The sequence below is a fragment of the Actinacidiphila oryziradicis genome, assembly GCF_005047355.1.
GTDB lineage: Bacteria > Actinomycetota > Actinomycetes > Streptomycetales > Streptomycetaceae > Actinacidiphila > Actinacidiphila oryziradicis.
In genome coordinates, this window is record NZ_SUMC01000055.1 from 12,379 (window position 1) to 33,874 (window position 21,496).

The 21,496-nt window shown below is 67.4% G+C and carries 27 protein-coding genes and 3 pseudogenes; 9 read left to right on the top strand and 21 right to left on the bottom strand.

Translation table 11 applies throughout. The annotated features are described in order from the left end of the window. Nucleotides 1–164: 164 nt before the first annotated feature. On the bottom strand, nt 165–1,355 hold the full coding sequence (locus tag FCI23_RS36615) for a 4-hydroxybenzoate 3-monooxygenase (protein WP_136728493.1): 1,191 nt from the start codon (nt 1,353–1,355) through the stop codon (nt 165–167). Between the two features lie 91 nt (nt 1,356–1,446). Then, nucleotides 1,447–2,508: a peptidoglycan recognition protein family protein gene (locus FCI23_RS36620; RefSeq protein WP_136728494.1), complete on the bottom strand. Its 1,062-nt coding sequence runs from the start codon at nt 2,506–2,508 to the stop codon at nt 1,447–1,449. Nucleotides 2,509–2,839: 331 nt separating this feature from the next. Between FCI23_RS36620 and FCI23_RS36625 the strand changes: the two genes are divergently transcribed. Further along, the gene (locus tag FCI23_RS36625) at nt 2,840–3,352 is read left to right on the top strand and encodes a hypothetical protein (RefSeq protein WP_136728495.1); all 513 of its coding nucleotides are present in this window, start codon (nt 2,840–2,842) and stop codon (nt 3,350–3,352) included. 4 nt (nt 3,353–3,356) lie between these two features. On the opposite strand, the gene FCI23_RS36630 is transcribed toward FCI23_RS36625, so the two are convergent. The 5 genes from FCI23_RS36630 to FCI23_RS36655 all read right to left on the bottom strand — a co-directional run bounded on the left by FCI23_RS36630 (nt 3,357) and on the right by FCI23_RS36655 (nt 6,253). Further along, the gene (locus FCI23_RS36630) at nt 3,357–3,734 is read right to left on the bottom strand and encodes a hypothetical protein (protein ID WP_136728496.1); all 378 of its coding nucleotides are present in this window, start codon (nt 3,732–3,734) and stop codon (nt 3,357–3,359) included. Between the two features lie 236 nt (nt 3,735–3,970). After that, nucleotides 3,971–4,186, bottom strand: a complete 216-nt coding sequence (locus FCI23_RS36640) for a hypothetical protein (protein WP_211265601.1) — start codon at nt 4,184–4,186, stop codon at nt 3,971–3,973. Nucleotides 4,187–4,533: 347 nt separating this feature from the next. Beyond that, on the bottom strand, nt 4,534–4,842 hold the full coding sequence (locus tag FCI23_RS36645) for a type II toxin-antitoxin system prevent-host-death family antitoxin (protein WP_136728498.1): 309 nt from the start codon (nt 4,840–4,842) through the stop codon (nt 4,534–4,536). 133 nt (nt 4,843–4,975) lie between these two features. Beyond that, on the bottom strand, nt 4,976–5,863 hold the full coding sequence (locus FCI23_RS36650; protein WP_136728528.1) for an aminoglycoside phosphotransferase family protein: 888 nt from the start codon (nt 5,861–5,863) through the stop codon (nt 4,976–4,978). 87 nt (nt 5,864–5,950) lie between these two features. Beyond that, entirely contained in the window at nt 5,951–6,253 is a 303-nt protein-coding gene (locus tag FCI23_RS36655) for a hypothetical protein (RefSeq protein WP_136728499.1), read from the bottom strand. A 7-nt stretch (nt 6,254–6,260) separates the two neighbouring features. Here FCI23_RS36655 and FCI23_RS62570 point away from each other — a divergent pair, with 7 nt between their 5' ends. Beyond that, nucleotides 6,261–6,395, top strand: coding sequence for a hypothetical protein (locus FCI23_RS62570; RefSeq protein WP_265737792.1), 135 nt, complete (start codon nt 6,261–6,263; stop codon nt 6,393–6,395). On the opposite strand, the gene FCI23_RS60590 is transcribed toward FCI23_RS62570, so the two are convergent. Beyond that, complete coding sequence (locus tag FCI23_RS60590; RefSeq protein ID WP_246144434.1) at nt 6,378–6,593, bottom strand: hypothetical protein; 216 nt, start codon at nt 6,591–6,593, stop codon at nt 6,378–6,380. The genes FCI23_RS62570 and FCI23_RS60590 overlap by 18 nt on opposite strands. Between FCI23_RS60590 and FCI23_RS36660 the strand changes: the two genes are divergently transcribed. Beyond that, nucleotides 6,537–7,043 carry a GrpB family protein gene (locus FCI23_RS36660; RefSeq protein ID WP_322973938.1) on the top strand — a complete coding sequence of 169 codons (507 nt, stop codon included), beginning with the start codon at nt 6,537–6,539 and terminating at the stop codon, nt 7,041–7,043. The genes FCI23_RS60590 and FCI23_RS36660 overlap by 57 nt on opposite strands. 178 nt (nt 7,044–7,221) lie before the next feature. Continuing rightward, nucleotides 7,222–7,500 (top strand): annotated as a pseudogene (locus FCI23_RS36665) (transposase); the annotation flags it as partial. Between the two features lie 98 nt (nt 7,501–7,598). Here the strand turns inward: FCI23_RS36665 and FCI23_RS36670 are convergent. From FCI23_RS36670 to FCI23_RS36685, 4 genes and pseudogenes are all read right to left on the bottom strand, one after another. After that, nucleotides 7,599–8,591 carry a tyrosine-type recombinase/integrase gene (locus FCI23_RS36670; protein ID WP_136728500.1) on the bottom strand — a complete coding sequence of 331 codons (993 nt, stop codon included), beginning with the start codon at nt 8,589–8,591 and terminating at the stop codon, nt 7,599–7,601. Further along, nucleotides 8,588–9,514, bottom strand: coding sequence for a tyrosine-type recombinase/integrase (locus FCI23_RS36675; RefSeq protein ID WP_136728501.1), 927 nt, complete (start codon nt 9,512–9,514; stop codon nt 8,588–8,590). The genes FCI23_RS36670 and FCI23_RS36675 overlap by 4 nt, the downstream gene beginning before the upstream one ends. Continuing rightward, nucleotides 9,511–10,716, bottom strand: a complete 1,206-nt coding sequence (locus FCI23_RS36680; protein ID WP_169317089.1) for a tyrosine-type recombinase/integrase — start codon at nt 10,714–10,716, stop codon at nt 9,511–9,513. The genes FCI23_RS36675 and FCI23_RS36680 overlap by 4 nt, the downstream gene beginning before the upstream one ends. A gap of 163 nt (nt 10,717–10,879) precedes the next feature. Then, a pseudogene (locus tag FCI23_RS36685) lies at nt 10,880–11,148 on the bottom strand (transposase); the annotation flags it as partial. Between the two features lie 159 nt (nt 11,149–11,307). On the opposite strand from FCI23_RS36685, the gene FCI23_RS60595 reads away from it, so the two are divergent. Together FCI23_RS60595 and FCI23_RS36690 are read left to right on the top strand one after the other, a co-directional pair. Next, complete coding sequence (locus FCI23_RS60595; RefSeq protein ID WP_246144427.1) at nt 11,308–11,448, top strand: hypothetical protein; 141 nt, start codon at nt 11,308–11,310, stop codon at nt 11,446–11,448. Nucleotides 11,449–11,456: 8 nt separating this feature from the next. Next, complete coding sequence (locus FCI23_RS36690) at nt 11,457–11,855, top strand: hypothetical protein (RefSeq protein WP_246144429.1); 399 nt, start codon at nt 11,457–11,459, stop codon at nt 11,853–11,855. Nucleotides 11,856–11,898: 43 nt separating this feature from the next. Here the strand turns inward: FCI23_RS36690 and FCI23_RS60600 are convergent, their stop codons facing one another. Continuing rightward, nucleotides 11,899–12,045, bottom strand: a complete 147-nt coding sequence (locus FCI23_RS60600; protein ID WP_246144430.1) for a hypothetical protein — start codon at nt 12,043–12,045, stop codon at nt 11,899–11,901. Between the two features lie 6 nt (nt 12,046–12,051). Between FCI23_RS60600 and FCI23_RS36695 the strand changes: the two genes are divergently transcribed. Beyond that, a complete protein-coding gene (locus FCI23_RS36695; protein WP_246144431.1) occupies nt 12,052–12,534 on the top strand; it encodes a hypothetical protein in 483 nt (160 codons plus the stop codon). A gap of 181 nt (nt 12,535–12,715) precedes the next feature. On the opposite strand, the pseudogene FCI23_RS60605 reads toward FCI23_RS36695, so the two are convergent. Beyond that, nucleotides 12,716–12,853: pseudogene (locus FCI23_RS60605) on the bottom strand (peptide-methionine (S)-S-oxide reductase MsrA); the annotation flags it as partial. Nucleotides 12,854–12,899: 46 nt separating this feature from the next. Here FCI23_RS60605 and FCI23_RS36705 point away from each other — a divergent pair. Continuing rightward, complete coding sequence (locus FCI23_RS36705) at nt 12,900–14,384, top strand: recombinase family protein (RefSeq protein WP_136728503.1); 1,485 nt, start codon at nt 12,900–12,902, stop codon at nt 14,382–14,384. Between the two features lie 259 nt (nt 14,385–14,643). Here the strand turns inward: FCI23_RS36705 and FCI23_RS36710 are convergent, their stop codons facing one another. Continuing rightward, nucleotides 14,644–15,240, bottom strand: coding sequence for a DUF3885 domain-containing protein (locus tag FCI23_RS36710; protein ID WP_246144432.1), 597 nt, complete (start codon nt 15,238–15,240; stop codon nt 14,644–14,646). Next, the gene (msrA, locus tag FCI23_RS36715; RefSeq protein ID WP_136728504.1) at nt 15,237–15,896 is read right to left on the bottom strand and encodes a peptide-methionine (S)-S-oxide reductase MsrA; all 660 of its coding nucleotides are present in this window, start codon (nt 15,894–15,896) and stop codon (nt 15,237–15,239) included. Before msrA ends, FCI23_RS36710 begins: the two co-directional genes overlap by 4 nt. Before the next feature lie 117 nt (nt 15,897–16,013). Here msrA and FCI23_RS36720 point away from each other — a divergent pair, with 117 nt between their 5' ends. After that, entirely contained in the window at nt 16,014–17,177 is a 1,164-nt protein-coding gene (locus FCI23_RS36720) for a cystathionine gamma-synthase (RefSeq protein WP_136728505.1), read from the top strand. A 36-nt stretch (nt 17,178–17,213) separates the two neighbouring features. Here FCI23_RS36720 and FCI23_RS36725 read toward each other — a convergent pair whose 3' ends face one another. From FCI23_RS36725 to FCI23_RS36745, 5 genes are all read right to left on the bottom strand, one after another. Next, nucleotides 17,214–17,447 (bottom strand): hypothetical protein, encoded by a 234-nt coding sequence (locus tag FCI23_RS36725; RefSeq protein WP_136728506.1) that lies wholly within the window; start codon nt 17,445–17,447, stop codon nt 17,214–17,216. A 135-nt stretch (nt 17,448–17,582) separates the two neighbouring features. After that, a complete protein-coding gene (locus tag FCI23_RS36730) occupies nt 17,583–18,473 on the bottom strand; it encodes a carbohydrate ABC transporter permease (protein WP_136728507.1) in 891 nt (296 codons plus the stop codon). Then, entirely contained in the window at nt 18,470–19,489 is a 1,020-nt protein-coding gene (locus tag FCI23_RS36735; protein ID WP_136728508.1) for a carbohydrate ABC transporter permease, read from the bottom strand. The genes FCI23_RS36730 and FCI23_RS36735 overlap by 4 nt, the downstream gene beginning before the upstream one ends. After that, nucleotides 19,486–20,799 (bottom strand): ABC transporter substrate-binding protein, encoded by a 1,314-nt coding sequence (locus FCI23_RS36740; RefSeq protein WP_136728509.1) that lies wholly within the window; start codon nt 20,797–20,799, stop codon nt 19,486–19,488. Before FCI23_RS36740 ends, FCI23_RS36735 begins: the two co-directional genes overlap by 4 nt. A 177-nt stretch (nt 20,800–20,976) precedes the next feature. Beyond that, nucleotides 20,977–21,444: a SigE family RNA polymerase sigma factor gene (locus FCI23_RS36745; protein WP_136728510.1), complete on the bottom strand. Its 468-nt coding sequence runs from the start codon at nt 21,442–21,444 to the stop codon at nt 20,977–20,979. Between the last annotated feature and the right edge of the window lie 52 nt (nt 21,445–21,496).

The window sequence follows — 21,496 nt, forward strand, 5'->3', positions numbered from 1 at the left end:
GTGGCGGCCTCCGTGAGGAGCGGTCCTATGACAGTTCTGTGACATGGCGGCGTCAGGTCACAGCAGTAACCGTGGTAGTGGCGGAACGGCCGAAATGGCGGCGGTGGCGGCAGTGACGACGGTGACGACGGTGACGGTGACGGCGGCCGAGCGCTCCAACCGCCTCAGAAACCGGTGTCCTTGCCGATATACAGCTCCGCGAAAGCCGTCCGCGCGGTCCGGGACGTGAGCAGCCGGCGCAGCCGCGCCTTCGCGAGCCCCGCCAGGAAGGGCTCCGCTGACGGGCCGTGCAGCACGTCGGACATCCACTGGGAGAACTCCTGGTACTGCCAGACCCGGCGCAGGCAGGTCTCCGAGTAGCCACTCAGTGCGGACGCGTCACCATGGACGTAATGCGACGCATAGGCGTCAGCGAGCAAGAAGGCGTCATAAAGGGCAAGATTCATACCCTTTGCCCCGATGGGCGCGATGAGATGCGCGGACTCACCCGCCAGGTGCAGCCGGCCGTACGACATCGGTGCCACGACATAGTTGTGCATCCCCAGGATCCGCTTCTCGATCAGCGGCCCCTCGGTCAACTCCCCGCCGGGCAGCGCGAGCCTGGCCTGGAGCTCCCACCAGACCCTCGTGTCCGTCCAGCCCTCGATGTCATCGCCCGGCGTGCACTGCAGGTAGTACCGGGTCACCTTCGCACTCCGCGCCATATGTGCGGCGAAACCACGCTCATGGATCCCGAACACCACCGTCTCCGCCGATGGTGGCGCCTGCGCCAGCAGCGCCAGCCACCCGACCCCGTAGTCGTGCCCGGCGAAGGTCCCGCCGTTTTCCGTCACATATGCGCGCGACACACCCCGGGCGCCGTCGCACCCCGCCACGAAGTCGCAGTCGATCAACTGCCGTTCGCCGGTCACCGGATCGGTGTACGTGACAGACGGCCGCGCCGACTCCAGGCCGTGCAGCCGCACATCACGCACCCCGAAGCGGACGTCACCGCCCCCCTTGTCGACGTACGCCAGGAGCATGTCCTTCACCAGCTCTGTCTGCGGGTACACGTAGTGGTGATTCCCCGTCAGCTCCCCGTAGCCGATGAGGTGCCGCGCACCCTCGAAGCGGAACTCGAAGGCCGTGTGCCGCTGCGCCTCCCGCAGCAGCCGCTCGGCCAGTCCGTGTCCTTCCAGAGCACGTACGGCCCACTCCTCGATGAAGCCCGCGCGCGGCCGGCCCTCTATGAACTCCCTGGTTTTCGCCTCCAGAAGCACGCAACCGATGCCGCGCTGCCGCAGCACATTGGCGAGCGCGAGTCCCGCCGGTCCGGCGCCGATCACGGCAACCTGAGTATTCGTAAGGGAAGGCACGCGGCCAAGTATGGCTCAGGGCCTGTCCGTCGGATCTCCCTGGTGGAGGGGGTCCGCCGGGCAGGCCCCGGAACGCAGCTCTCAGCTGAGCTCAGCTCTTGCCGCTCGTGGCGGCATCCGCCCGTACCGCGTCCAGGAGCGCGTACATCGTGCTGCCCGGGCAGTCGGTCTGCAGCCAGTCGCGGTGCCCGCTGACGGTCGTGACATCCTTCGTCACTGCGTTGACCGGATTCGTGTACGTCACCTTCGCCTGCGGGTCGAAACCGTGGTACCGGTCCAGCACCCGGATCAGCGCCGTCAGCGACGCCTGCGCCGCGTGCGTCGGCCCCTGGTCGACGAGGGTGCCCAACAGGGCGATGCCCAGGTTGCCGGAGTTGTAGCCGCCCACATGAAAGGCGGTCACCACATTGCCGTCCTTGTCGTGGGCCGGGATGCCGTCGTCGCCCGAGTAACGGCCCTCATATACGCGGCCCGCCTCGTCGATCAGGAAGTGGTAGCCGATGTCGCCCCAGTCAAGGGTGACCGCGTGGTACTCGTAGATCGCCCGCACCGTCGCCGCCGGGTCCGGGTCGTCGTTCTGCGTATCCGTGTGATGGACCGTGATCGTCTGCGCCGGGTAGTACTTCGTCGGCGAGTTCTCCGTACCGTCCGCCTTGAACCGCTTCGACTCGTCCGCCCCCCAGGCCGCCCGCGACAAATACGCCACTCCGCGCACCCGTGTCGCGTCCGCCGGCACCTTCGCCTCGCGCTTCGGGCCGTGCTTCGTGTCGATCGCCAGCGATTCCACCGTCCCGGGCGCCTTCAGCTCGTACCCGCTCACGCTGCCGACCGGCACCAGCGCGGTGCCACCGCTGCCCAACGTCGCGCAGCCACTGCTCAGTGACTGCCACTCGCCGGCCGTCCCGTCCGCCTGCTGGACGCGGATCGCCGCCCCCGCCTCCGCGCCGCTCCACCGCACGCCGACATAGCCGATCGGGAACGAGCCGCTCACCGCATCCGTGCCGGTGGCGGCAGCCGACCGGGTCTCCGGGAAGCTCTCGGTCGTCGTACCCGAAGTGCTGCTGCCACTGTCCTGGGCGGCGGAGTCCGTGGCCGCGAAGACCACTGGCGTCAGGGCGGCCCCGGCCGCCACCGCTCCAGCGGCGCCGATCATGCCGCGACGGGAGAACTTCGACTTCCGGCGATGCGCATTCGGAGCGGCCGGCGTGGAGGAGGGCGGAGTAGAGGAGGGCGGTGTGGACGAATTAGGCATAGGGAATGACCTTCTGGTTCCTTGCGTCTCTGGCGTCGGCGCATATAGCGCAGGCGTCGAACTACAAGGACCTTACGTCCCACCAGTAACAGCCGACATTGACTACAGGGCAAACCGCTTGCCCTCGCGGGCACTTCCCCGTCCCGAGCACATCCTGGACACCGGTTGTTCGCAGCTGGGCGTCCGAACTGTTACGTCGCCGAATGCCTTCCCAGGCCATAAGGTCGATGCCGTGACCGCCGCAGTCAGTGCCATGATCACCGCCGTCGTAGGCGTCCTCGGCACCCTCTTCGCCCCGCTGCTGGCCCAGCGCATCACCTCCCGCCAGCGCGCGGCCGAATCCGAAACCGCCGAGCGGCGCCGGAACTTCGAAGAGCGCCGCGAGGCCTACACCGCCATGAACCGCGCCTCCCGGCAGTTCCACACCCTCCTCAAAGACGCCCTCCACCGCATCCGCGACGGCGTCTACACCCCCGAAGACCGCGCCCTCGTCGAGGACAGCCGCCGCGACTACCGCGACCAGTACGCCACGGCCCAGATGATCGTCCCCCAGCGCATCCTCGCCGCCTCGCGCGAGGTCAACGCCGTACTGGCCGCCATCGACGCGCTCGCCAAGCGCCTGGACCGCGGCGTCCCCCGCGAGGGCGAGACCGCAGAGGCGGCCATCCTCGCCCTCAAGGCCGCAGAGCCCGGACTGGCGGCGCTGCGCAACCTCATGCGCGAGGACCTGGGCGTCGAGGACTGAGTCCTCACACCTCCCGGGTGTAAAAGACGTAGAAGCTCACCGCAGCCATGATCCCGGCGAACATCAACCCCCACAGCGACGCCTTCAGCAGTGTCGACCCGCTCAGGCTGAGCAGATACCCCATCGCCGCCCCGAACAGCACCCCGTACGCCCCCGCCCGTGCCTCCCGCTCCAGCCTTGGCTGCTCCCTGTGCAGCACATAGCAGAGCACCGCCACGACCGCCGCCCCCACCAGCCCCAGCACCGTCGCCCCGACCTCCGACGCCCCATGCGTACGGTCGATCCCCGCCGCCCACAGGCCGAACAGCATGCCGAGCCACACGGGAACCCTCCACTCGCTCCTACCGTGGTGCCGCGCCGGAACCGTGGTCTGCGCCTGCATGACAGCGCTCCTCTCCGTCACCCTCTCCCCATACCCAGGGCACACCTCCGCGCGAAGACCGGCAACTCGATCACCGGACAGGCACTAAAGGCCGACCAGGGTGATCCGTTCCCCGCACAGCTTCGCCATGTCGTCGATGTCGGAGGTCAGCATCACGACGGGTCCGGGCTGGTGCATGGCAGTCACCGCCACCATCGCGTCAATGGCGTACTTGTGACCGTGCAGCCCTGTGCTGGTCAGCAGGTGGGCGGCTTGCTTCGACCAGCCCAGACGGCGGCGGCGCGCTTCTCGTCGTCGGTGAAAGCGCCGTGTTTGTCCTCGTACTCGGCCAGGTAGGTGGCGGTCGCCTGATGACGGAGATGCTCCTCGACAGCTGTGGCGATCAGCGCGGACACGCCCCGCGGCCCGGCCATCTCGCGCAGCGCCCGCACTGTCCCTTCGGGGAGAGACACGTTTATGGCCTTGGCCGGGCCTTCGCCGATACCGGGTCCTACTGGTTCGTTCTCCGCCCTGGGGGCCAATTTAACAATTGGATTGCCATAGTGTGCGGCAGCTCAACGGCCATAAACCCGTTCGGTCCCGGAGCACTCAGCTCCGCCGGGACCTGCGCGATGACGGCTCCCCCGTTGGCATACGCTGCGGGTTCCCTGGTTTCCGCCCTCCGCGCCAGCATCTGGGAAACCGGTCACATCGGGCTGGCCGGAAAGCCGCCGGCCGACGGCAGGGAAGCGCTTGCGCACTGCCTCGGGGCCCGGAGATCGTCAAGTGCCGAGTCGGTGAAGGTGATCTCTGCTGTCGGTCACTCGTCTTCCGGCAGTGCGGCTACGGACTCGCGGGTGTGCCCAAAGGCCCTGAGTACTTCGTCGATCGAGGTGCGGCGGCCCGTGTCCGTCGCCGTGCGAGCAAGTACGAGCGCCAGGTCATGAAGATCCGCCGCAGCCTCTTCGAGCGCGGCAAGGCGATCGATGCCAACGACGACCGCCACAGGACGATGACGACGGGTCACGATCAATTCCGAACCCTGCTCGGCTTCCGAGACGAGCTTGGCCACACCGCGTTGCGCCGCTTCTCCGACAGTGAGTTCGTGTACATCCCGCAGTATCGTCATAGCTGAAGCTATCTAGAGATTTGTGTAGGTTGTCAACCCGTGAAATGCGGACCGCCTGAGGACGATGTTCCGCAGTCGGCACAGATCCCACGTCATCTATCCGCTGCGGGTGTACGCGTTCGATCCGGACTGGTCAGCGCCCCCGTCCCCCGTGATCGGTGAGGACTTCCTGGATCACGTGTCGCGCGGTGGCCGCCATCACAGGGTTGGTGATCCGGTAGTACGAAAGCTCGATGAGCGCGATCGACAGTGCCCAGCCGCGGCCTCGCGCCCAGGTCGCGTCATCGACCCCCAGCGTGGCTCGGAAGACGTTCCTCGCGTCGGCGGTCAGCAGGCTCCACGCGGCGATCAGGTCGACGGCGGGTTCGCCAATGCCAACGCACCCGAAGTCGATGACTGCCGTGAGCCGGCCACCGCTGAGCAGCACATTCCCCGGTGACAGATCTGCGTGAACCCATACGGCCGGGCCCGGCCACTCGGGCGCCAGCAGGGCCGCCTCCCACACGGCGGTCGCCAAGTCGGTGTCGACGATTCCGCGCAGCTTCGCAATCGCGTCGCGCGTCGCGGCGTCGCGCGTCACCAAGGGCTCGTCGCGATACGCGGGCGGCCCGTCCGTGGGATCGATACGGTGCAATGCGGCGATGAACGCCGCGAGATCCTTCGCGAGCACGCCGGGGTCAGCGATGCGGCCGAGGGCCGGGTTCCCGCCGTCGAGCCACGAGTAGACGGACCAAGGCCATGGGTAGCCCTCGGCGGGCCTTCCCCTCCCGATCGGGACAGGAATGGCAACCGGAAGCAGCGGGGCAAGGCGCGGCAGCCATCGCTGTTCCTTTTCCACATCCTTGGCGCCGCCTTCGATGCGCGGAAGTCGTACGGCCATGTCCTCACCGAGCCGGTAAACAGCGTTCACCGTCCCTGCGGAGTCGACCAACTCGATCGGCAGGCCTGCCCACTGCGGAAACTGGCCGGTCAGCAGCCGCCGCACGAGAGACACGTCGGTGACGACCTCGTCGGCATGCATCTTGCCAGCGCCCATTGCCACCCCTGAACTGGACCGACGACGTAACCGCGATGACGATGCAATCGGTTCGGCCCGTCGCCGGTCAACTCATTTCCCGTGTGCTACGGCCGGCGGCGTGCCCAGAAGAGCGCCACCCACCATCAGGCGCACCAGCCGAAACCGGGAAGGAACCAGGTGCAGGCAGCGGAAGGCTCCGATCGTCAGCCACAGGACACCGGCCGGGCAGGGGGCAAGCGGCGGAAGTGGGGACCGGCACGCGGAAAGGGGCTCGGCGCGGATGAGCGCGGAACAGGTTCCGTCGGTGAAGAGCAACAGCTTGCCGCCGCTGTGCAGGCTGAACACGTTCGGCACGCTGTGATCGCGGCCCTCGACAGTGACGATGTCGCCCACCCGGACCGTGACCGGATCACCCGCCGCGTGGACTCTCGTCGCCGACGTCTACAGCGTGGTCTACTGGCTGGCTGCCCGACACCGTTGGATGCACCTCGCCGAGCTGGCCACGATGAAGCAACGTCTAGTACTCCAGTCGTAGATCGTGATCTTGTTCGTATCGCTCCAGCCATCGGTCGAGTCGCTCACCCGGGATGTAGCGTGTGGCGATATGCCGTTTCACGATGAGCGCGGTCAGGTTGCCGTAGTTGAGTACCGTCCTCAGTGGCCGGCGGAGTTCGAGCTGCTTGCCGGGGGGTTGCGAGATGCACTGGGGGACCTCGCGTTCGGGGTCGACCACGTGGGATCCACGTCGGTGCCGGGCCTGCCGGCTAAGGACTGCATCGATGTACAGGTGCGGATGAGGTCGATCGACGAGGCGCGAGATGCACCGCTGCTCGCAGCGATCGGCTTCCGGTGTCGCCCCGAGCCGTGGAACCGCGTCGAGGTCTCCGGCGGCCGGCAGTGCCGCAAGCTCGTCTTCGCGCCACCGATCGGCGCACGCTGGTGCAACGTCCACCTTCGGGAGGGCAGCGGGCCCAATGCCCGCTTTGCGCTGCTGTTCCGGGACTACCTGCGCACGGACGAGGACGCCCGCCGGGCGTGGGGAGCGTTTAAGCAGCGGTTGGCCTTGAGCGTGCCGGACCTGTTGGAGTACGGGCAGATCAAGGCCCCCGCCACAGAGGTACTGATGGGCGCGGCCGAACGATGGGCCGCCGAGACCGGTTGGAGCGCTGCGCGAGCGGCTTGATCGAGCTGCCGACGACCGTGCCCCATCCGGCAACCGAGTGGCTCGGTCATCGGTGGGGGCCGGTGGGAAGGTGGGTGCGGCCACCGTTGATCATCAGTGTGTGAAGACAAACGATCATGCGGTGGCCGCGGGTCACAGCGTAGACCCTGGCCATTGGCAGGAGGCGTTCGAGGGCCTGATGGCCCGGATCGCCGGTAGGTTCGCACGGGTCGAACCCCGGCGGCGGGTCGGGAAGTTGGTGCTCGGGCTGCTGTCGGATCTGCCACGCAAGAACTGCTGGACCATCGCCGAATGGGCCGGGGAGTCCACCCCGAGCGGCATGCAGCACCTGCTGGGCCGGGCCTCATGGGACACGGACCGGGTCCGCGACGACGTGCGCGGATACGTGGTCGAGCATCTCCACGACGACCAGGCGGTGCTGGTGGTCGACGAGACCGGCGACGTGAAGAAGGGCACCTAATGCCGATATCGGCATTAGGTGCCTTATGACGTTTGGTCAGTAATGCTGCGGGATGCCTGCTGAGCTGTGGCGATGCCGTTGCGGTGTCGGGATTGTCAGAGCTGGTCGAGGAAGGCCAGGAGAGCGTCGGTCGGCTGGTAGCGACCGGCGACCGTGTCCGGCGGGGTTGTTCTCGCGATCGCCTGCTCCTTCAGTGCCATGTCCGCGTGGAGGTAGATCCGGGTGGTGGTCGGGCTTTCGTGGCCGAGCCAGAGTGCGATGACGGTGATGTCGACACCGGCGTGCAGGAGGGTCATGGCTGCGGTGTGACGGAGCGTGTGCGGCGTGATCGTCTTGCTGTGCAGGGCGGGATGGTCCTGTGAGGCGCGGGTGGTGTGCTTGCCGACCAACCGTCCGACGGCGTCGCGGGAGAGCGGGGTGCCGGCTCGGGTGCAGAACAGCGGCGCGGTATCGGTGGCGGCACAGCGTTCGGCGAGCCAGACGGCCATGGTCTGCTGGGTGTGGGCCGTCAGCGGCGTGCAGCGGTCTTTGCGTCCTTTTCCGTGGCAGCTGATGTGCGAGCCAGTGCCCAGGCGCAGGTCGCCGACGGTCAGGGCGGTCAGTTCGGAGACTCGCAGTCCGGTCTGGGCGGCAAGCACGAGCAGGGCGTGGTCGCGCCTCCCGTGCCAGGTGGTGCGGTCCGGAGCCGCTAGGGGCGCGTCGAGTTCGACGTGGGACAGGAAGTCGACGGTGGTCTTGGCCATGCGCTTGGTCTGGATCGCCAGGACTCTGCTGATCAGTTGCGCGTGCTCGGGGGCTTGCAGGCTGGCGTAGCCGAACAGGGAGTGGATGGCGGCCAGGCGGGTGTTGCGGCTGGCGGCGCTGTTGCCGCGGACGTTCTCCAGATGCTGGAGGAACTCGCCGATCACGGTTGCGTCCAGGTCGGTGAGGTCCAGCCGGTTCGGCAGTTTGCCGGTGCGCCGGTGCAGGTAGGTCAGCAGGAGTTTGAACGTGTCACGGTAGGTGGCGATCGTGTGCGGGCTGGCATCCTGCTGGTTCATCAGCCGGACGGTGAAGAACCCTTCCATGATCGGGGCCAGGGCCGTCATGACCGCTTCTGCTGAACGGGTTCGAGGCGGTCGGCGGCCAGGCCGAGCAGTTCCCCGGTGGCCTGCAGATACCAGTAGGTAGCCTCCGGGCCGGAGTGTCCGAGATAGGTCGAGAGCACCGGCAGTTGCGCGGCGATGTCGACCCCTTCGCGCTGCCAGTCGGTCAGGGTATTGACGGCGAACGAGTGGCGGAGGTCGTGGATCCGTGGTCGGCGACGGCCCGCAGGGGCGGCGATGTCGGCGTGGGTGAGTAGCCGGGCGAAGGTGTCCTGGACACCGCGTTGCAGCGGGCGTCGGCCGCCGGCAGTGAGGAAGAAGCTGTCGGCGCGGACCAGCCGGCACAACCGGTCGCGGTGCCGGGCGTACTGGGCGAGCATCGCCGAGGTCGTCGGGTGCATCGGCACCAGCCGGGTCCTGCCGCCTTTGCCGGTCACCGTCAGCATCGCGGTGTCGGTCTCGACATCGGTGCGGTCCAGCCCCAGCGCCTCGCCGATTCGCAGCCCAGTCGAGGCGATCAGCCTGATCAGGGCCTTCACTGTCGCCGACGGCAACGGCGCGGCGATGGTTCCGGCGGCGTGGACCAGGGCAGCGACGTCGGCCTCTGAGTAGATGAACGGCGTCGGCCGGTGCGCACGGGCCGGCAGCAGGCCGGGTGCCGGGATCTGGCAGGCCGGGTCCAGGGCGTGCAGATGCCGGGCGAAGACGCGGACGATGCCCAGCCGGCGTGCCTGCTGGTTCGCCGATGCCTGCGATGCCGCCGCCCAGGCCAGTGCCGCTGTGACCGTGACCGTGTCCTGGCCGTCCTGGTCGAGCCGGTCGGCGAAGTCCAGCAGCAGCCGCCCTTCGGTGACCAGGGCGAATCCCAGGGCGTGGCGCATCGCCAGGTAGTCCTCGACGCGCTGGCGGATCGTGATTACGGTCATCGCGCGACTGCTTCCGGGCACGCCCTGGCCAGTGGCGATAGTCGTTGCTGGTCGACTTTCGCGTAGATCGCGGTGGTGCGCTGCTGGGCATGTCGCAGCAGCTGTCCGATCTCCTCCATCGACGCGCCGGCCTGTAGTAGCCCGCAGGCTGCGGCGTGGCGGACGCGGTGCGGGCCGAACCGGGCGACGCCCGCGCGGGTGCAGGCCCGGGCCAGCACCAACGTGACCGAGGACACCGCCAGAGCGGTGAACGGGGCCTTGGCCGTGACGAACAGCGTCGCTGCGGCGGTTTTCGGTCGGGCGGTCAGCAGGTATTCGGCCCAGGCCTGTCCGACGTCGGCCGGCAGCGGCAGCATGTCGCGGCGGCTGCCCTTGCCGTGGACGGCGACCTGGCCGGCGTGCCAGTCGATGTCCTCCAGCCGGATCTTCGCGACTTCCCCGCCGCGCAGCGCCAGTCGGGTCAGCGACAGCACGATCGCGTAGTCTCGGCGGCCGATCGCGGTCTGGCGATCGCAGGAGTCGAGCACGGTTTGGATGTCGTGGGCCGCCGCGGCCCGCGGAACTTCGTGCCGACCCGGATGGCCGCGGCCGGCCGGCACCGCGCCGACCAGCAGATCCTGAACATGTCCGGCGACGTGCAGGAACCGCAGGAACGAACGCAGCGCCGGCAACGTCACCATGTCCGGACGGCCACCCTCACGCCGCCGAGCCCAGTCCATCACATAGGCCGTGACCTGGCCGGCTTCCAGCCGCCATACGCAGTCTTCTGTATCACTCGCCCAGTCAAGGAATACTCGGGCGCAGCGGCGGTAGTGCTTCAACGTCCCGGCGGACACGGCCCGCTCGCCTTCCAGGAACGCGCTGTACTCCGCGAGCAACACCTCCTGCCACGTCGACGGATCCGTTGTCACCGACGGCGAAAGCACCTGTTGCGCCGCCAGATGGCTCAGGATCGGCGCCAACGCCCTGGCTGATCGCCCGGTCCGCAGTCCCGCCCCACGACGATCCGCAACGAACTGCCTGACCGTGACTTCGGACAGATCGGCCGTGCCCAGCTCGTGCCCGTCCAGCCAGTCGCTCAGTTCCGACAGCAGGCGCACATGCTCACGCACGGTATCCAGCGCATAGCCATCCTCGGTCAGCCTGCGCCGCAGGCCGTCCTCGTGACCCGACAACGGCCCCACCACGACAATCCTGGTCATCGCCAGCCCTCCCTCGATCGCTCCCCGACGACGAGATGCCCAGGGCCAGACCAGACAGGCCCAAATTATGACGAGACCACTCGAAAGAAACGGCAGCATGCCGACCTCGCCGCAGCATTACTGATCAGACGTCATAAGGCACCTAATGCCGATATCGGCATTAGGTGCCTTTCTTCACGTCACCGGTCTCGTCGACTACCAGAACCGCCTGGTCGTCGTGCAGATGCTCCACCACGTAGTCACGCACGTCGTCGCGGACCTGGTCGGGTCCCACTTGGCCCGCCCGAGCAGGTGCCGCATGCCGTCCGGGGTCCTCTCCCCGGCCCACTCGGCGATGGTCCAGCAATTCTTGCGCGGCAGGCCCGACAGCAGCCCGAGCACCAACTTCCCTACCCGACGCCGGGGCTCGACGCGAGGGAACCGCCCCGCAATCCGCCCCCTAAGGCTCTCGAACTCCTCCTGTCAACGGGCAGGGTCTACCCTGTGACCTGCGGCCACCGCGTGATCTTCTGTCTTCACACACCGATGATCAATGGTGGCCGCGCCCACTCGTGCCAGCAGGGTGGAAAGCCCACCGTCGAAGGAGATGCGGTGCTGGGATTGCTGGGGTTCTACGACGAACTCGACAATCACTCTGGCCAGCCGAACGGATCCATACTCGATGCCGTCCGACCCGCCGGCGAGCCGGATGAGGCGGACCTGGTGGCCTACCTGGACGCGGCCACGTATTGATCGATGTCATGGAGGCGCTCCACGACGTCATCACCAGAAGCGCGCACCGCCACTCCTTGGGCTGCTCATCGCTCGTCGCCGACGGCACGTGGCTCTGGCGCCAGGACTTCTCGCACTACCTCGAAACGCATCACGTCCGGCTCCCCGAGGCGTTCATCGAGCACGTGCGGGGCCTGAACTATCAGATGCCGGCCCTCATCACCGCACAGTTCGCCCCCCACTACAACGAGACCCTGCCTCTCGTTGGCTGGGCCTCGGCTGTCCCGTGGAGATCGACTGCGGCCGTGCGCGAACTTGAACCACGAGCAGTGACAAGCAAGGCCGAGTTCGACGCGGCGACGCTGACCCAGAAACGAAACCGGCCGCACGGCAACTGGACCAAGCCTCGCAAGCCGAGGAGAGCCTGAGGATGAGGCGTTTCCAGCGCAGTCACGATCTACGGCTGGAGTACTAGCCGCAGAGAGGGCCGATCCGATTGCCGCGATCGTCGCGGCGAGGGACGAAGCTGGAACCTTCCTGAACTCCGGAGACTTCGCCGGAGGGCTCGCAATTATTGATCGCGCCGTTGTACAGGCGGAATCCGTACTTCAGGGCCATGATCGTATGTTGGGGCTCGGAATCCTCCATCTACGTGGGCTGACCTTGGCCGGGCGTCTCAAGGACAAGCAGACCACAAACCGGCACATCGCCGAGGCGTGGCGCATGGCAGAGGACTTTGTCGAGGACGTTGACGAGCATGGCATCCACTTTGGACGGGAGAACACAGCCACGCATGTCATCTCTGCATGCTCCGACATGGAGCAGCACCGTGAAGCTCTCAATACGGCAGACGATCTGATCCGGGGTGGCGTATCGCTCCCCGCCACTCGGATGGGGCCGCTGTACATGAACCTGGGCCGTTCTCAGCTGGCCATTGGGGACCGAGGGAGCGCTCTTGAATCACTCGAAGAGGCTTGGGAACGGGCGCCTGAGATGGCCGCCGTTCACCCCACAAGCATGGAGCTCGTGCGCGTGCTGGCGTCCCTGCACAAGCGCAGCAATCCGCGTTTGACCAAGATTGTCAAGAGGGCGGGTATGACTCTCTGACCCGCCGCTACGTACGTGGCGCGAGGGCGGCCCGTTGGACCGCTTCGCAGGGCACGCCGAAGAGCTTTGGCCCCGCGCCATGCCCCGCTTAGCGGGACGGGAGAGCCTCCGAGCGCCGAGCTACGACCCCGCCCCGCCTGGAACTGGCACCGGGCGGGGCTTCAATGCTGGGGCAGCTCGGTCAGCTCTCCATCGGGGCGATGCCGGTCGGGCAGGAGGCGCCCCAGTTGGTTTCGAACGGGGTACTCAGCTTGACGCCCGTGCCGCCGATGCCGCAGTAGCCGGTGGGGTTTTTGTCAAGGTACTGCTGGTGATAGCATCTCTCTTCGCGTGGAATTAACTGCTTTGCGTGAAAGGGGAGGGAAGTGAACGAAGTGGCACCGGTGATCCTGGTTGTCTCGTACGCCCGCATCTCCGCCGATACGGCCCGGGACGGCCACGGCGTCGAAGACCAGCACAAGGTGAATGCCGAGACAGCGGCCCGTCTCGGCTGGACGATCGCTCATCGCTATACGGACAACGACCTGTCAGCGGCCAAGGCACGTGTGGTGCGCCCGGACTTCGAGGCCATGGTGAAGGCGCTCAAGTCGGGGCACATGCCGGACGGTCAGCCAGTGCACGGCGTCATCGTGGTCGCGGACGACAGGCTTACGCGCCGGGCAGGCGACTACGAGCGGTTCGTGGACGCGCTCACGTACGACGAGGGACGTGTCTACGCCGACGCGAAGGGTCCCAAGAATCTCTACAGCGAAGACGTGGAGTCCATGGGGCTGTTCGGGGTCGTCATCTCCAAGATGGAGGTGCGCAAGATGCAGAGGCGTGCGCGGCGCTCACACCGCTCCCGTGCGGAACGTGGCATCCCGGTGGGCGGGAAGCGTCCGTTCGGCTGGAAGGCCGACAAGCTGGCCCTTGAACCCGAGGAAGCCGCGTGGCTGGCGAAGGCCGCCCGCGAAGTTATTGGGGGCAAGTCCCTCCACTCGATCCTGAGGGAGTGGCAGGAGGCTGGCGTCCGTACCATCAACGACAAAGAGTGGGCGAGCCGTTCGCTCAAGCTCGCGTTGTGGAATCCGCGCCTCTGCGGGTGGCGGAAGCATAACGGGGAGTTGGTCCGGGACGCCAATGGTATTCCCGTGGTGGGGCTGTGGGAGCCCATCGTCACCCCAAAGGAATGGATGGCGATTGACGCCGTCTTCTCGGCGCGCCTCGGCCCCAACATCAAGGCCGACGGAACGGTCACCGACTACCGCACCCCGTCGTATCTGCTGACAGGAATCCTCAGGTGTGGAAAGCCTCGCGGGGATGGGCAAATCTGTAACGCTCCGTTGCGGGCATCTGCGCGCCCCGACCTCTCCGGTGGCTATCTCTACCAGTGCCCCAGCAAAGAGATGGGCGGGTGTGGGGGTACGGGACGTAACGGCGCCAAGATCGATGAATTCGTTACGGAAGTTGTCCTTGCGAAGCTTGAAGAACGGGCAGCCAAAACAACGCTTGAGGATGCGAGTTGGGGAGGGGAGGGCGAGCTGAACCATCTCATGTCCAAGCAGCGCAAGATATTGCAGGCCTGGCAAGCGGACCAGATTTCGGATGAGCTCTTCTTCCCCGAAAACCAGAAGATGGAAGCGCGCGTCAAGGAGCTCCGTGCGGACAGGACACGTCACGCCTTGAGGCAACAGCGGGCGGCTGAAGTGACTGGTGACGTACGAGAGCGCTGGAACTCCGGCCAACTGGACCTGGCGCAGAAGCGTGCGTTGACCAGGGAAGCGTTGCACGCAGTAATCGTGCTCCCGGTGGGTGGCGGAGGCCGGCGCCCCTTCAATCCTGATCTCTTGGTTCCGAAATGGCGGGATTGACAAGGCGAATCGAAACGTGGGGGCCCTTGGCCTTTCAGGCTTTCCCACGGCCTTGGAGGCATGGTCGAAACTGGAATGATGCCGAGGCGGCCAGGCTCGCCTTCCTAGTGGATGAGCTCAGCACGAGCAGCGAGAGCGTGTGCGAGCGATGCGGAGAGGCGGGGACACCGTGGGAGATCCGCCAGATTCTGCTGATTCTCGGTGAGACGTGCGAGTTCTCGGTCGCAGGAGAAGACGGACGTCTGTAGCGGGCGGGATGCTAGAGCCCCGCTGGGTGGCTGGAGAGCCACCCAGAGTGGCGGTCACGCAGTCGGTCGTGTTGTTCTCGTGTCGCCATGATGATGTCAGTGCCCCCGTCGTACGGGTGGTGGATGTAGCGAAGTCCCGTATCGGTGAAGAACGCTTCGACGAGCACCTCGTCCGCGACGGCGCGCAGCAGCTCATCGACGCAGCCGCGTTCCCACGGGCGTCGGTCGGCGTACAGACGGATGTGGGTGTGGAACTCCGGGTCGGGGTCCTCCTGGTCCGACTCGGTCCACCAGTGGGTGCTGCCGGGGTGGAGTGCCTCTCGGGGTGTCGGGTAGCCGGCGGGCCCGGTCAGTGTCGTCGACCAATCCATGGTCACCACGAGCACGTCCATGCCTGCGAACAGTTCGTCGAGGACCGTGTTGTACCGGTCGAGGACGATTGCGTACTCGTCCTCGGACTCCGGGTAGCGCTTCGAACCGGGGAGGCTGTGGAAGCGCACCCATCGGTCCGCGTACGTACTCCGGAACCCGTGGGCGATGGGCGGGCCCGACGGCCGCCGTTCCCGCCACAGTCCCGCCAGCAGTTCGGGGGTGAAGCCGGAGCTCACCCCTCGGCCTTCGCGACGCCGATCGGGCAAGAAACGCCCGTCCCGCCGATCCCGCAGTACCCGTTAACGTTGCGGTCGAGATATTGCTGGTGATATCCCTCGGCCGGGTAGAAGGTCGCCGCGGGCAGGATCTCGGTCGTGATGTCGCCGTAGCCGGCCTTGGTGAGGACGGGCTGGTAGGTGGCGCGGGAGGCTTCGGCGGCGGAGGCCTGGGCGGGGGAGTGGGTGTAGATGGCGGAGCGGTACTGGGTGCCGGTGTCGTTGCCCTGGCGGAAGCCCTGGGTGGGGTTGTGGGACTCCCAGAAGAGCTTCAGCAGCTCCTCGTACGTGACGAGGGCGGGGTCGAAGACGACGCGGACGGCTTCGGTGTGGCCGGTGAGGCCGCTGCAGACCTCTTCGTAGGACGGGTTCGGCGTGTGGCCGCCCTGGTAGCCGACGAGGGTGGTCCAGACGCCGGGGGTCTGCCAGAACTTGCGCTCGGCGCCCCAGAAGCAGCCGAGGGCGAAGTCGGCGACCTGGAGGTCGGCGGGGTAGGGGCCGAGGAGGGGGTTGCCGAGGACGGTGTGGCGGTCGGGGACGCGGAATTCCGGGGTGGGGCGGCCCGCGAGGGCTTCCTCGGGGGATGGGAGGCGGGTCTTGTGGTGGTCGAACAGCATTGTCGGGCTCCCCGGGGACGGTCGATGGTGTGCCTCTGTAACGCGGCGGGCGAGTGTGGAATTCCGGCGGACCGGTCGGTGCGGCGACCCCGTACGAAGCGCACTACGCTCGGCGGCATGAGTGACAGTCCCCAGCAGCAACACCAGAGCTTCGAGACCCTCGCGATCCACGCCGGCCAGGCGGCCGACCCGCAGACCGGCGCGGTTGTGACGCCGATCTACCAGGTCTCCACGTACAAGCAGGACGGCGTGGGAGGGCTGCGCGGCGGCTATGAGTACAGCCGTTCCGCGAACCCGACCCGCACCGCGCTGGAGGAGAACCTGGCCGCGCTGGAGGGCGGCGCGCGCGGTATCGCGTTCGCGTCCGGCCTGGCGGCCGAGGACTGCCTGCTGCGTACGGTGCTGGTGCCCGGTGATCATGTGGTGATCCCGAACGACGCGTACGGCGGCACCTTCCGGCTCTTCAGCAAGGTCGCCGAGAAGTGGGGCGTCCAGTGGTCCGTGGCGGACACCTCGGACCTGGCGGCGGTGCGGGCGGTGCTGCGGCCGAACACGAAGGTGATCTGGGTGGAGACGCCCAGCAACCCGCTGCTCGGCATCACGGACATCGCGGCGCTGGCGCAGGTCGCCCGGGAGGCGGAGGCGCTGCTGGTCGTCGACAACACCTTCGCCAGTCCGTATCTCCAGCAGCCGCTCGCGCTCGGCGCGGATGTGGTCGTGCACTCGACGACCAAGTACATGGGCGGCCACTCGGACGTTGTCGGGGGTGCGCTGGTCGCGGCGGACGCCACGCTCGGCGAGGAGCTGGCGTACCACCAGAACGCGATGGGCGCGGTCGCCGGGCCGTTCGACGCGTGGCTGGTGATGCGCGGCGTGAAGACCCTCGCCGTCCGCATGGACCGCCACAGCGAGAACGCCACCCGGGTCGCCGAGCTGCTCGCCCGGCACCCCAGGGTCACGCAGGTCTACTATCCGGGGCTGCCGGAGCACGCGGGGCACGAGATCGCCGCGAAGCAGATGAAGGCATTCGGCGGGATGGTCTCCTTCCGGGTCGCCGGCGGCGAGGCGGCGGCGGTCGAGGTCTGCAACCGGGCCCGGCTGTTCACCCTCGGCGAGTCCCTCGGCGGCGTCGAGTCGCTGATCGAGCACCCGGGGCGGATGACACACGCCTCGGTGGCGGGCTCCGCGCTGGAGGTCCCGGCGGATCTGGTCCGGCTGTCGGTCGGCATCGAGTCGGTGGACGACCTCCTGGCGGACCTCCAGCAGGCGCTGGGCGCGTAGCCGGGGCCGGGGTGCCGGGGCCGCCGGGCACAGCCCTCACGGGGTTGTTTCCAGCGGCGCCGGGGACGGCCACCACAGCGTCAGCAGTACCGCTGCCGCGATCACGGCAGCCAGGAGCAGCAGCCACAGCACGGTGTGCACGGCACGGCGTCTGCGCAGGATGCGGCGGCCGTGGTCGGCGGCGCGTTCCGAGAGGTCGGCGGGGACGACGGAGCGCGGGCCGCCGAGCAGCCGGCGGACCTGGTCCTCGTCGCGGTCCCGGGGCGTCATGTCCTCATGGGACTGCCGTCCCGGGCAGGCGGTCAAGAGTTTTGCGATTCCCGTACGACAGCGGTACCGCCGGGCGGTACTGTGCCCGGCCCGGGCCTCCTGTGCCCGGCCCGGGCCTCCGTACCGTGCCCGGCGTCAGCCCTTGTTGGCGCCGAGCGTCAGGCCGCTGACGAATTGGCGCTGCAGCGCGAAGTAGACGATGAGCGTCGGGATCGCGGTGAGCAGGGCGCCGGCGGCGACCAGGTTGGGGTCGGTGAAGTACTGCCCCGAGAGGTTCTTCAGGGCCGAGGTGATCGGCATGTTCTCGCCGGTGGAGATGAGGACGACGGCCCAGAAGAAGTCGTTGTAGATCCAGATGGAGAGCAGGGTGGCCAGCGCCGCCATGGCGGGGCGGCACAGGGGGAGCACGATCTGCCAGTACAGGCGCCAGACCGAGGCGCCGTCGACGAGCGCCGCTTCGGTCAGCTCGTGGGGCAGGGAGCGCATGTAGTTGCTGAGTACGAAGGCGCAGAAGCCGGACTGGAAGGCCACGTGGATGAGGACCAGGCCGAGCGCGGAGTCGTACAGCTTGCCGGAGGCGGTGATCCCGGGCAGGTTGACCAGCAGGTAGAGCCGGTAGAGCGGGGTGATGATGACCTGCTGGGGGAGCAGGTTGCCGGCGGTGAAGACCAGCAGCAGCGACAGGTTGATCCGGAAGTCGAAGCGGCTGACGTAGAAGGCGACGCAGGACGACAGGAACAGCGTCAGCAGGACCGCCGGGACGGCGATCACGAGCGTGTTCATGAAGTAGTGCGTCATGCCGGACTGGGTGAAGGCGTTGGTGAAGTTGTCCAGGCTCAGTTTGTCGGGCAGCGAGACGTAGCCCTTGGCGCTGGTCTCGCTGTACGGCCGCAGGGCGGCGTAGAGCGCCCAGAGAAGGGGCGCGAGCCAGGCGAGGGCGGTTCCGGCGAGGAAGAGGTGCAGGACCAGCCGGGCGGGGCGGATCCGGGGGCCGGTGCGGGGCAGCACGGCAGTGGGCGCGTTCATGCTCGCCGCTCCTTCCGGAAGGTGCTCACCAGGTAGGGGATGATCACGCCGAGCGAGATGAGCAGCAGGACGACGGCGATGGCGGATCCGTATCCGATGCGGCTGGACTCGCCGATGATGTTGTTGGTGACCAGGATCGAGAGCAGTTCGGTGCCCTGGCTGCCGCCGTTGAAGACGAAGACCAGGTCGAAGGCGCGCAGTGACTCGATGATGGTGACGACCAGCACGATGGTGTTGATCGGCCTGAGCACCGGGAAGATGACCTGCTTGAAGGTCTGCCACTCGTTGGCGCCGTCCAGCGCGGCGGCCTCGCGCAGCGAGCTGTCGACGCTCTTCAGTCCGGCCAGGTAGAGGATCATCATGTAGCCGGTGTGCCGCCAGCAGGCGGCGACCAGGATGGCCCAGAGGTTGAGCTTGGGGTCGCCGATCCAGTCGATGTAGTGGCCGGGCTTGTTGGCCCCGATGAGACTGTTGATGAGCCCGGTGTCGGGGTTGTAGACGAGCTGCCAGACGAAGCCGATGACGGCGAACGAGACCACCACGGGCAGGAAGAAGGCCGTCTGGTAGATCCGGCTGAAGCGGATCCTCTTGTCCAGCTGGGTGGCCAGGAACAGGCCCAGCGGGGTCGGGATGAGCAGCAGCACGACGAGCCAGATGACGTTGTGCTCCACCGCGGGCCAGAACTGCGGGTTGATGGTGAACAGTTCGCGGAAGTTCTGCAGCCCGACCCACTTGATGGAGCTGAAGCCGATGCCGTCCCAGGAGGTGAAGGCGAGCACGATCGAGGCCAGCGCGGTGAGCCATACCAGGGCGATGTGCAGGAGGGTCGGCACGCCGGCCATCAGGCCCAGCGTGATCCGGTCGCGGCGGGTGAGCAGGCGGCGGTGGCCCCGCGGTACGCGGCGCTTGCCGGTGGTGGTGCCGTTGGTCGCTCCGGGGGAGCCCGGAGGCGGCACGGCGGCCGCCCCCGGGGTGCTGGTGGATCCGGTCCCGGTCCCGGTGATCGGGGAGGTCATGAGGACGCGAAGATTGTCTTCTTCTGGCGCTCGATCGAGGACAGGAGACTGTCGATGCCCTTGGGATTACGGATGAAGTTCTGCAGGGCGGGCTGCATCACGGTCGAGGTGAAGTCCGGCCGGCTGTCGCGGTCCATGAACTGGGTGAGGTGCTTGGCGTTCGCGATCATGTCGTAGCCGCGCTTCTGCAGAGCGCTGTAGCTCGATGTGGAGGCCTTGGTGGAGGCTGCGACAACACTGGGGTCGCCCTTGAGATAGGTCTCCTCGGCCGTGGGGCTGCCGAGGAACTCCAGGAGCTTGACGGCGCCCGCGTGGTTCTTGGGGCTCTTGCTGAGCATGTAGCCGTCGGTGGGCGCCTCGACGGTTTCCTGGCCGTACGAGGGGTCGATCTCGGGGAAGGCGAAGAAGTCGAGGTCGGCCAGGTCGGCGGGCTTGGTGAACTGCTGGGCGACGAACATGCCCAGCAGGTACATGCCGGTCTTCTTGGAGACCACGCCCTGCGCGGCGTCCTCCCAGGTGCGGCCGGAGGCGCCGTCCTGGTGGTACGGGAGGATCTCGGCCCAGTTGTCGAAGGTGGCCCGCGTCTTGGCGTCGGTCCAGGCCGCCTTGCCCTGCATCAGCGAGATGTGGAAGTCGTAGCCGTTGGTGCGTGTGTTGATCTGGTCGAAGGTGCCCATGGCGGGCCACAGGTCCTTGTCGCCGAAGCCGATCGGGACCAGGCCGTCCGTCTTCATCTGCTTGCAGAGCGCGATGAATTGCGACCAGGTGGTCGGCACCGAGTAGCCGTGCGCCTTGAAGACGCTCTTCCGGTAGAAGATCGCCCAGGGGTATGTGTACAGGGGGACGAAGTAGTACTTGCCGTCCGCGCCCTTGCTCAGGTCCTGCATGGCGGAGGGGAAGTTGCCGCTGATGGTCTTCCACACGTCGTCGATCGCGGTGGCCAGTCCCTTGCCCGCGAAGAACTGCATCCGGTAGCCCGCGAACCAGGTGAACACGTCGTCGGGCGTGCCCTGGAGATAGGAGTTGATCTGCTCCTGGAAGGTGTTGTGGTCCTTGGTGTTGACCTTTACGGCGATCCCGGAGGACTTCGTGAAAGCTGTGTAGACCCCGGCGAAGGCCTTCTTCGGCACCGCGTCGGAGGAGTTGGAGCCGAGTGTGACGGTCTTGGAGTCGGATGACGAGCTGCTGCTGCCGCCGCAGGCGCTCAGCAGGGGGATGCCGGCGCCGAGGGCTGCCGCTCCGCCCAACCCGCGTACGAGGGTGCGGCGGCTCGGGGACGGGATGGAGAGGCCGGACGGGGAAGTGCGCATGGCGGCTCCTGAAGGGGAACGCCGGCCACGTCAAGGCGCGTCGAGGGGGGGTCGAAGCGATCAGAAACCAACGTGACCGAACAGCGTGGGGCTATGAGAGCGGCATGTCATGTCATGCGTCAAGGTTTCCTGTGGGCCTTTGTCGAAACGTAATCGACATAGATGTGTGGCGTTGTGTTAACCGACAGAGGTTCTGTATCCGCTGTGCGAAGCCGCCTTGCCCGGCGGCGGACTGCGCAGTCTGGCCACTGCCCGCAGGCAGAGAGCGTGCACCCGGTCGACGGGGAGGCCGAGTTGGGCGGCGGTCTGTTCCTCGGCGACGCATTCGTAGAGCCCCAGTACGACCACGAGCCGCTCCTGGGTGCCCAGCCGGGCAAGCGGGCCGCAGCGCGGCCGGTGCCGCCAGGGGCGGTGGGCGAAGCGGCGTACGAGCTCGGCCCGGGTGTACGCGTACGGGTCCTCCCCGCGCATCCGGTACCAGTCGGCGTACGTACGGGCCAGGGCAGCGTCCAGCAGCCGGGCGGCGGCCCGGGGCTCACCGGCGAGCAGAGTGGCCACATGCAGCAGCCGTCCGGCGGCACCCGCCGTGAAGGCCTCGAACTCGGCGTCGCGCCGCCGGTCTGCGGCAGTCCTGAGCCGACCCATGCACCTATGGGATGGCACGGCCGGGCGCGGGTCAAGAGGACGTACCGCCAGG

Bases quoted from the DNA above. Each gene is read 5' to 3' on its own strand.
- FCI23_RS36620 (WP_136728494.1), bottom strand. From the start codon at position 2,508: ATGATCGGCGCCGCTGGAGCGGTGGCGGCCGGGGCCGCCCTGACGCCA.
- FCI23_RS36630 (WP_136728496.1), bottom strand. From the start codon at position 3,734: ATGCAGGCGCAGACCACGGTTCCGGCGCGGCACCACGGTAGGAGCGAG.
- FCI23_RS36645 (WP_136728498.1), bottom strand. From the start codon at position 4,842: ATGACGATACTGCGGGATGTACACGAACTCACTGTCGGAGAAGCGGCG.
- FCI23_RS36650 (WP_136728528.1), bottom strand. From the start codon at position 5,863: ATGCATGCCGACGAGGTCGTCACCGACGTGTCTCTCGTGCGGCGGCTG.
- FCI23_RS36670 (WP_136728500.1), bottom strand. From the start codon at position 8,591: ATGACGGCCCTGGCCCCGATCATGGAAGGGTTCTTCACCGTCCGGCTG.
- FCI23_RS36675 (WP_136728501.1), bottom strand. From the start codon at position 9,514: ATGACCGTAATCACGATCCGCCAGCGCGTCGAGGACTACCTGGCGATG.
- FCI23_RS36680 (WP_169317089.1), bottom strand. From the start codon at position 10,716: ATGACCAGGATTGTCGTGGTGGGGCCGTTGTCGGGTCACGAGGACGGC.
- FCI23_RS36690 (WP_246144429.1), top strand. From the start codon at position 11,457: ATGGAGGCGCTCCACGACGTCATCACCAGAAGCGCGCACCGCCACTCC.
- FCI23_RS60600 (WP_246144430.1), bottom strand. From the start codon at position 12,045: ATGGCCCTGAAGTACGGATTCCGCCTGTACAACGGCGCGATCAATAAT.
- FCI23_RS36695 (WP_246144431.1), top strand. From the start codon at position 12,052: ATGTTGGGGCTCGGAATCCTCCATCTACGTGGGCTGACCTTGGCCGGG.
- msrA (WP_136728504.1), bottom strand. From the start codon at position 15,896: ATGCTGTTCGACCACCACAAGACCCGCCTCCCATCCCCCGAGGAAGCC.
- FCI23_RS36720 (WP_136728505.1), top strand. From the start codon at position 16,014: ATGAGTGACAGTCCCCAGCAGCAACACCAGAGCTTCGAGACCCTCGCG.
- FCI23_RS36725 (WP_136728506.1), bottom strand. From the start codon at position 17,447: ATGACGCCCCGGGACCGCGACGAGGACCAGGTCCGCCGGCTGCTCGGC.
- FCI23_RS36730 (WP_136728507.1), bottom strand. From the start codon at position 18,473: ATGAACGCGCCCACTGCCGTGCTGCCCCGCACCGGCCCCCGGATCCGC.
- FCI23_RS36735 (WP_136728508.1), bottom strand. From the start codon at position 19,489: ATGACCTCCCCGATCACCGGGACCGGGACCGGATCCACCAGCACCCCG.
- FCI23_RS36740 (WP_136728509.1), bottom strand. From the start codon at position 20,799: ATGCGCACTTCCCCGTCCGGCCTCTCCATCCCGTCCCCGAGCCGCCGC.
- FCI23_RS36745 (WP_136728510.1), bottom strand. From the start codon at position 21,444: ATGGGTCGGCTCAGGACTGCCGCAGACCGGCGGCGCGACGCCGAGTTC.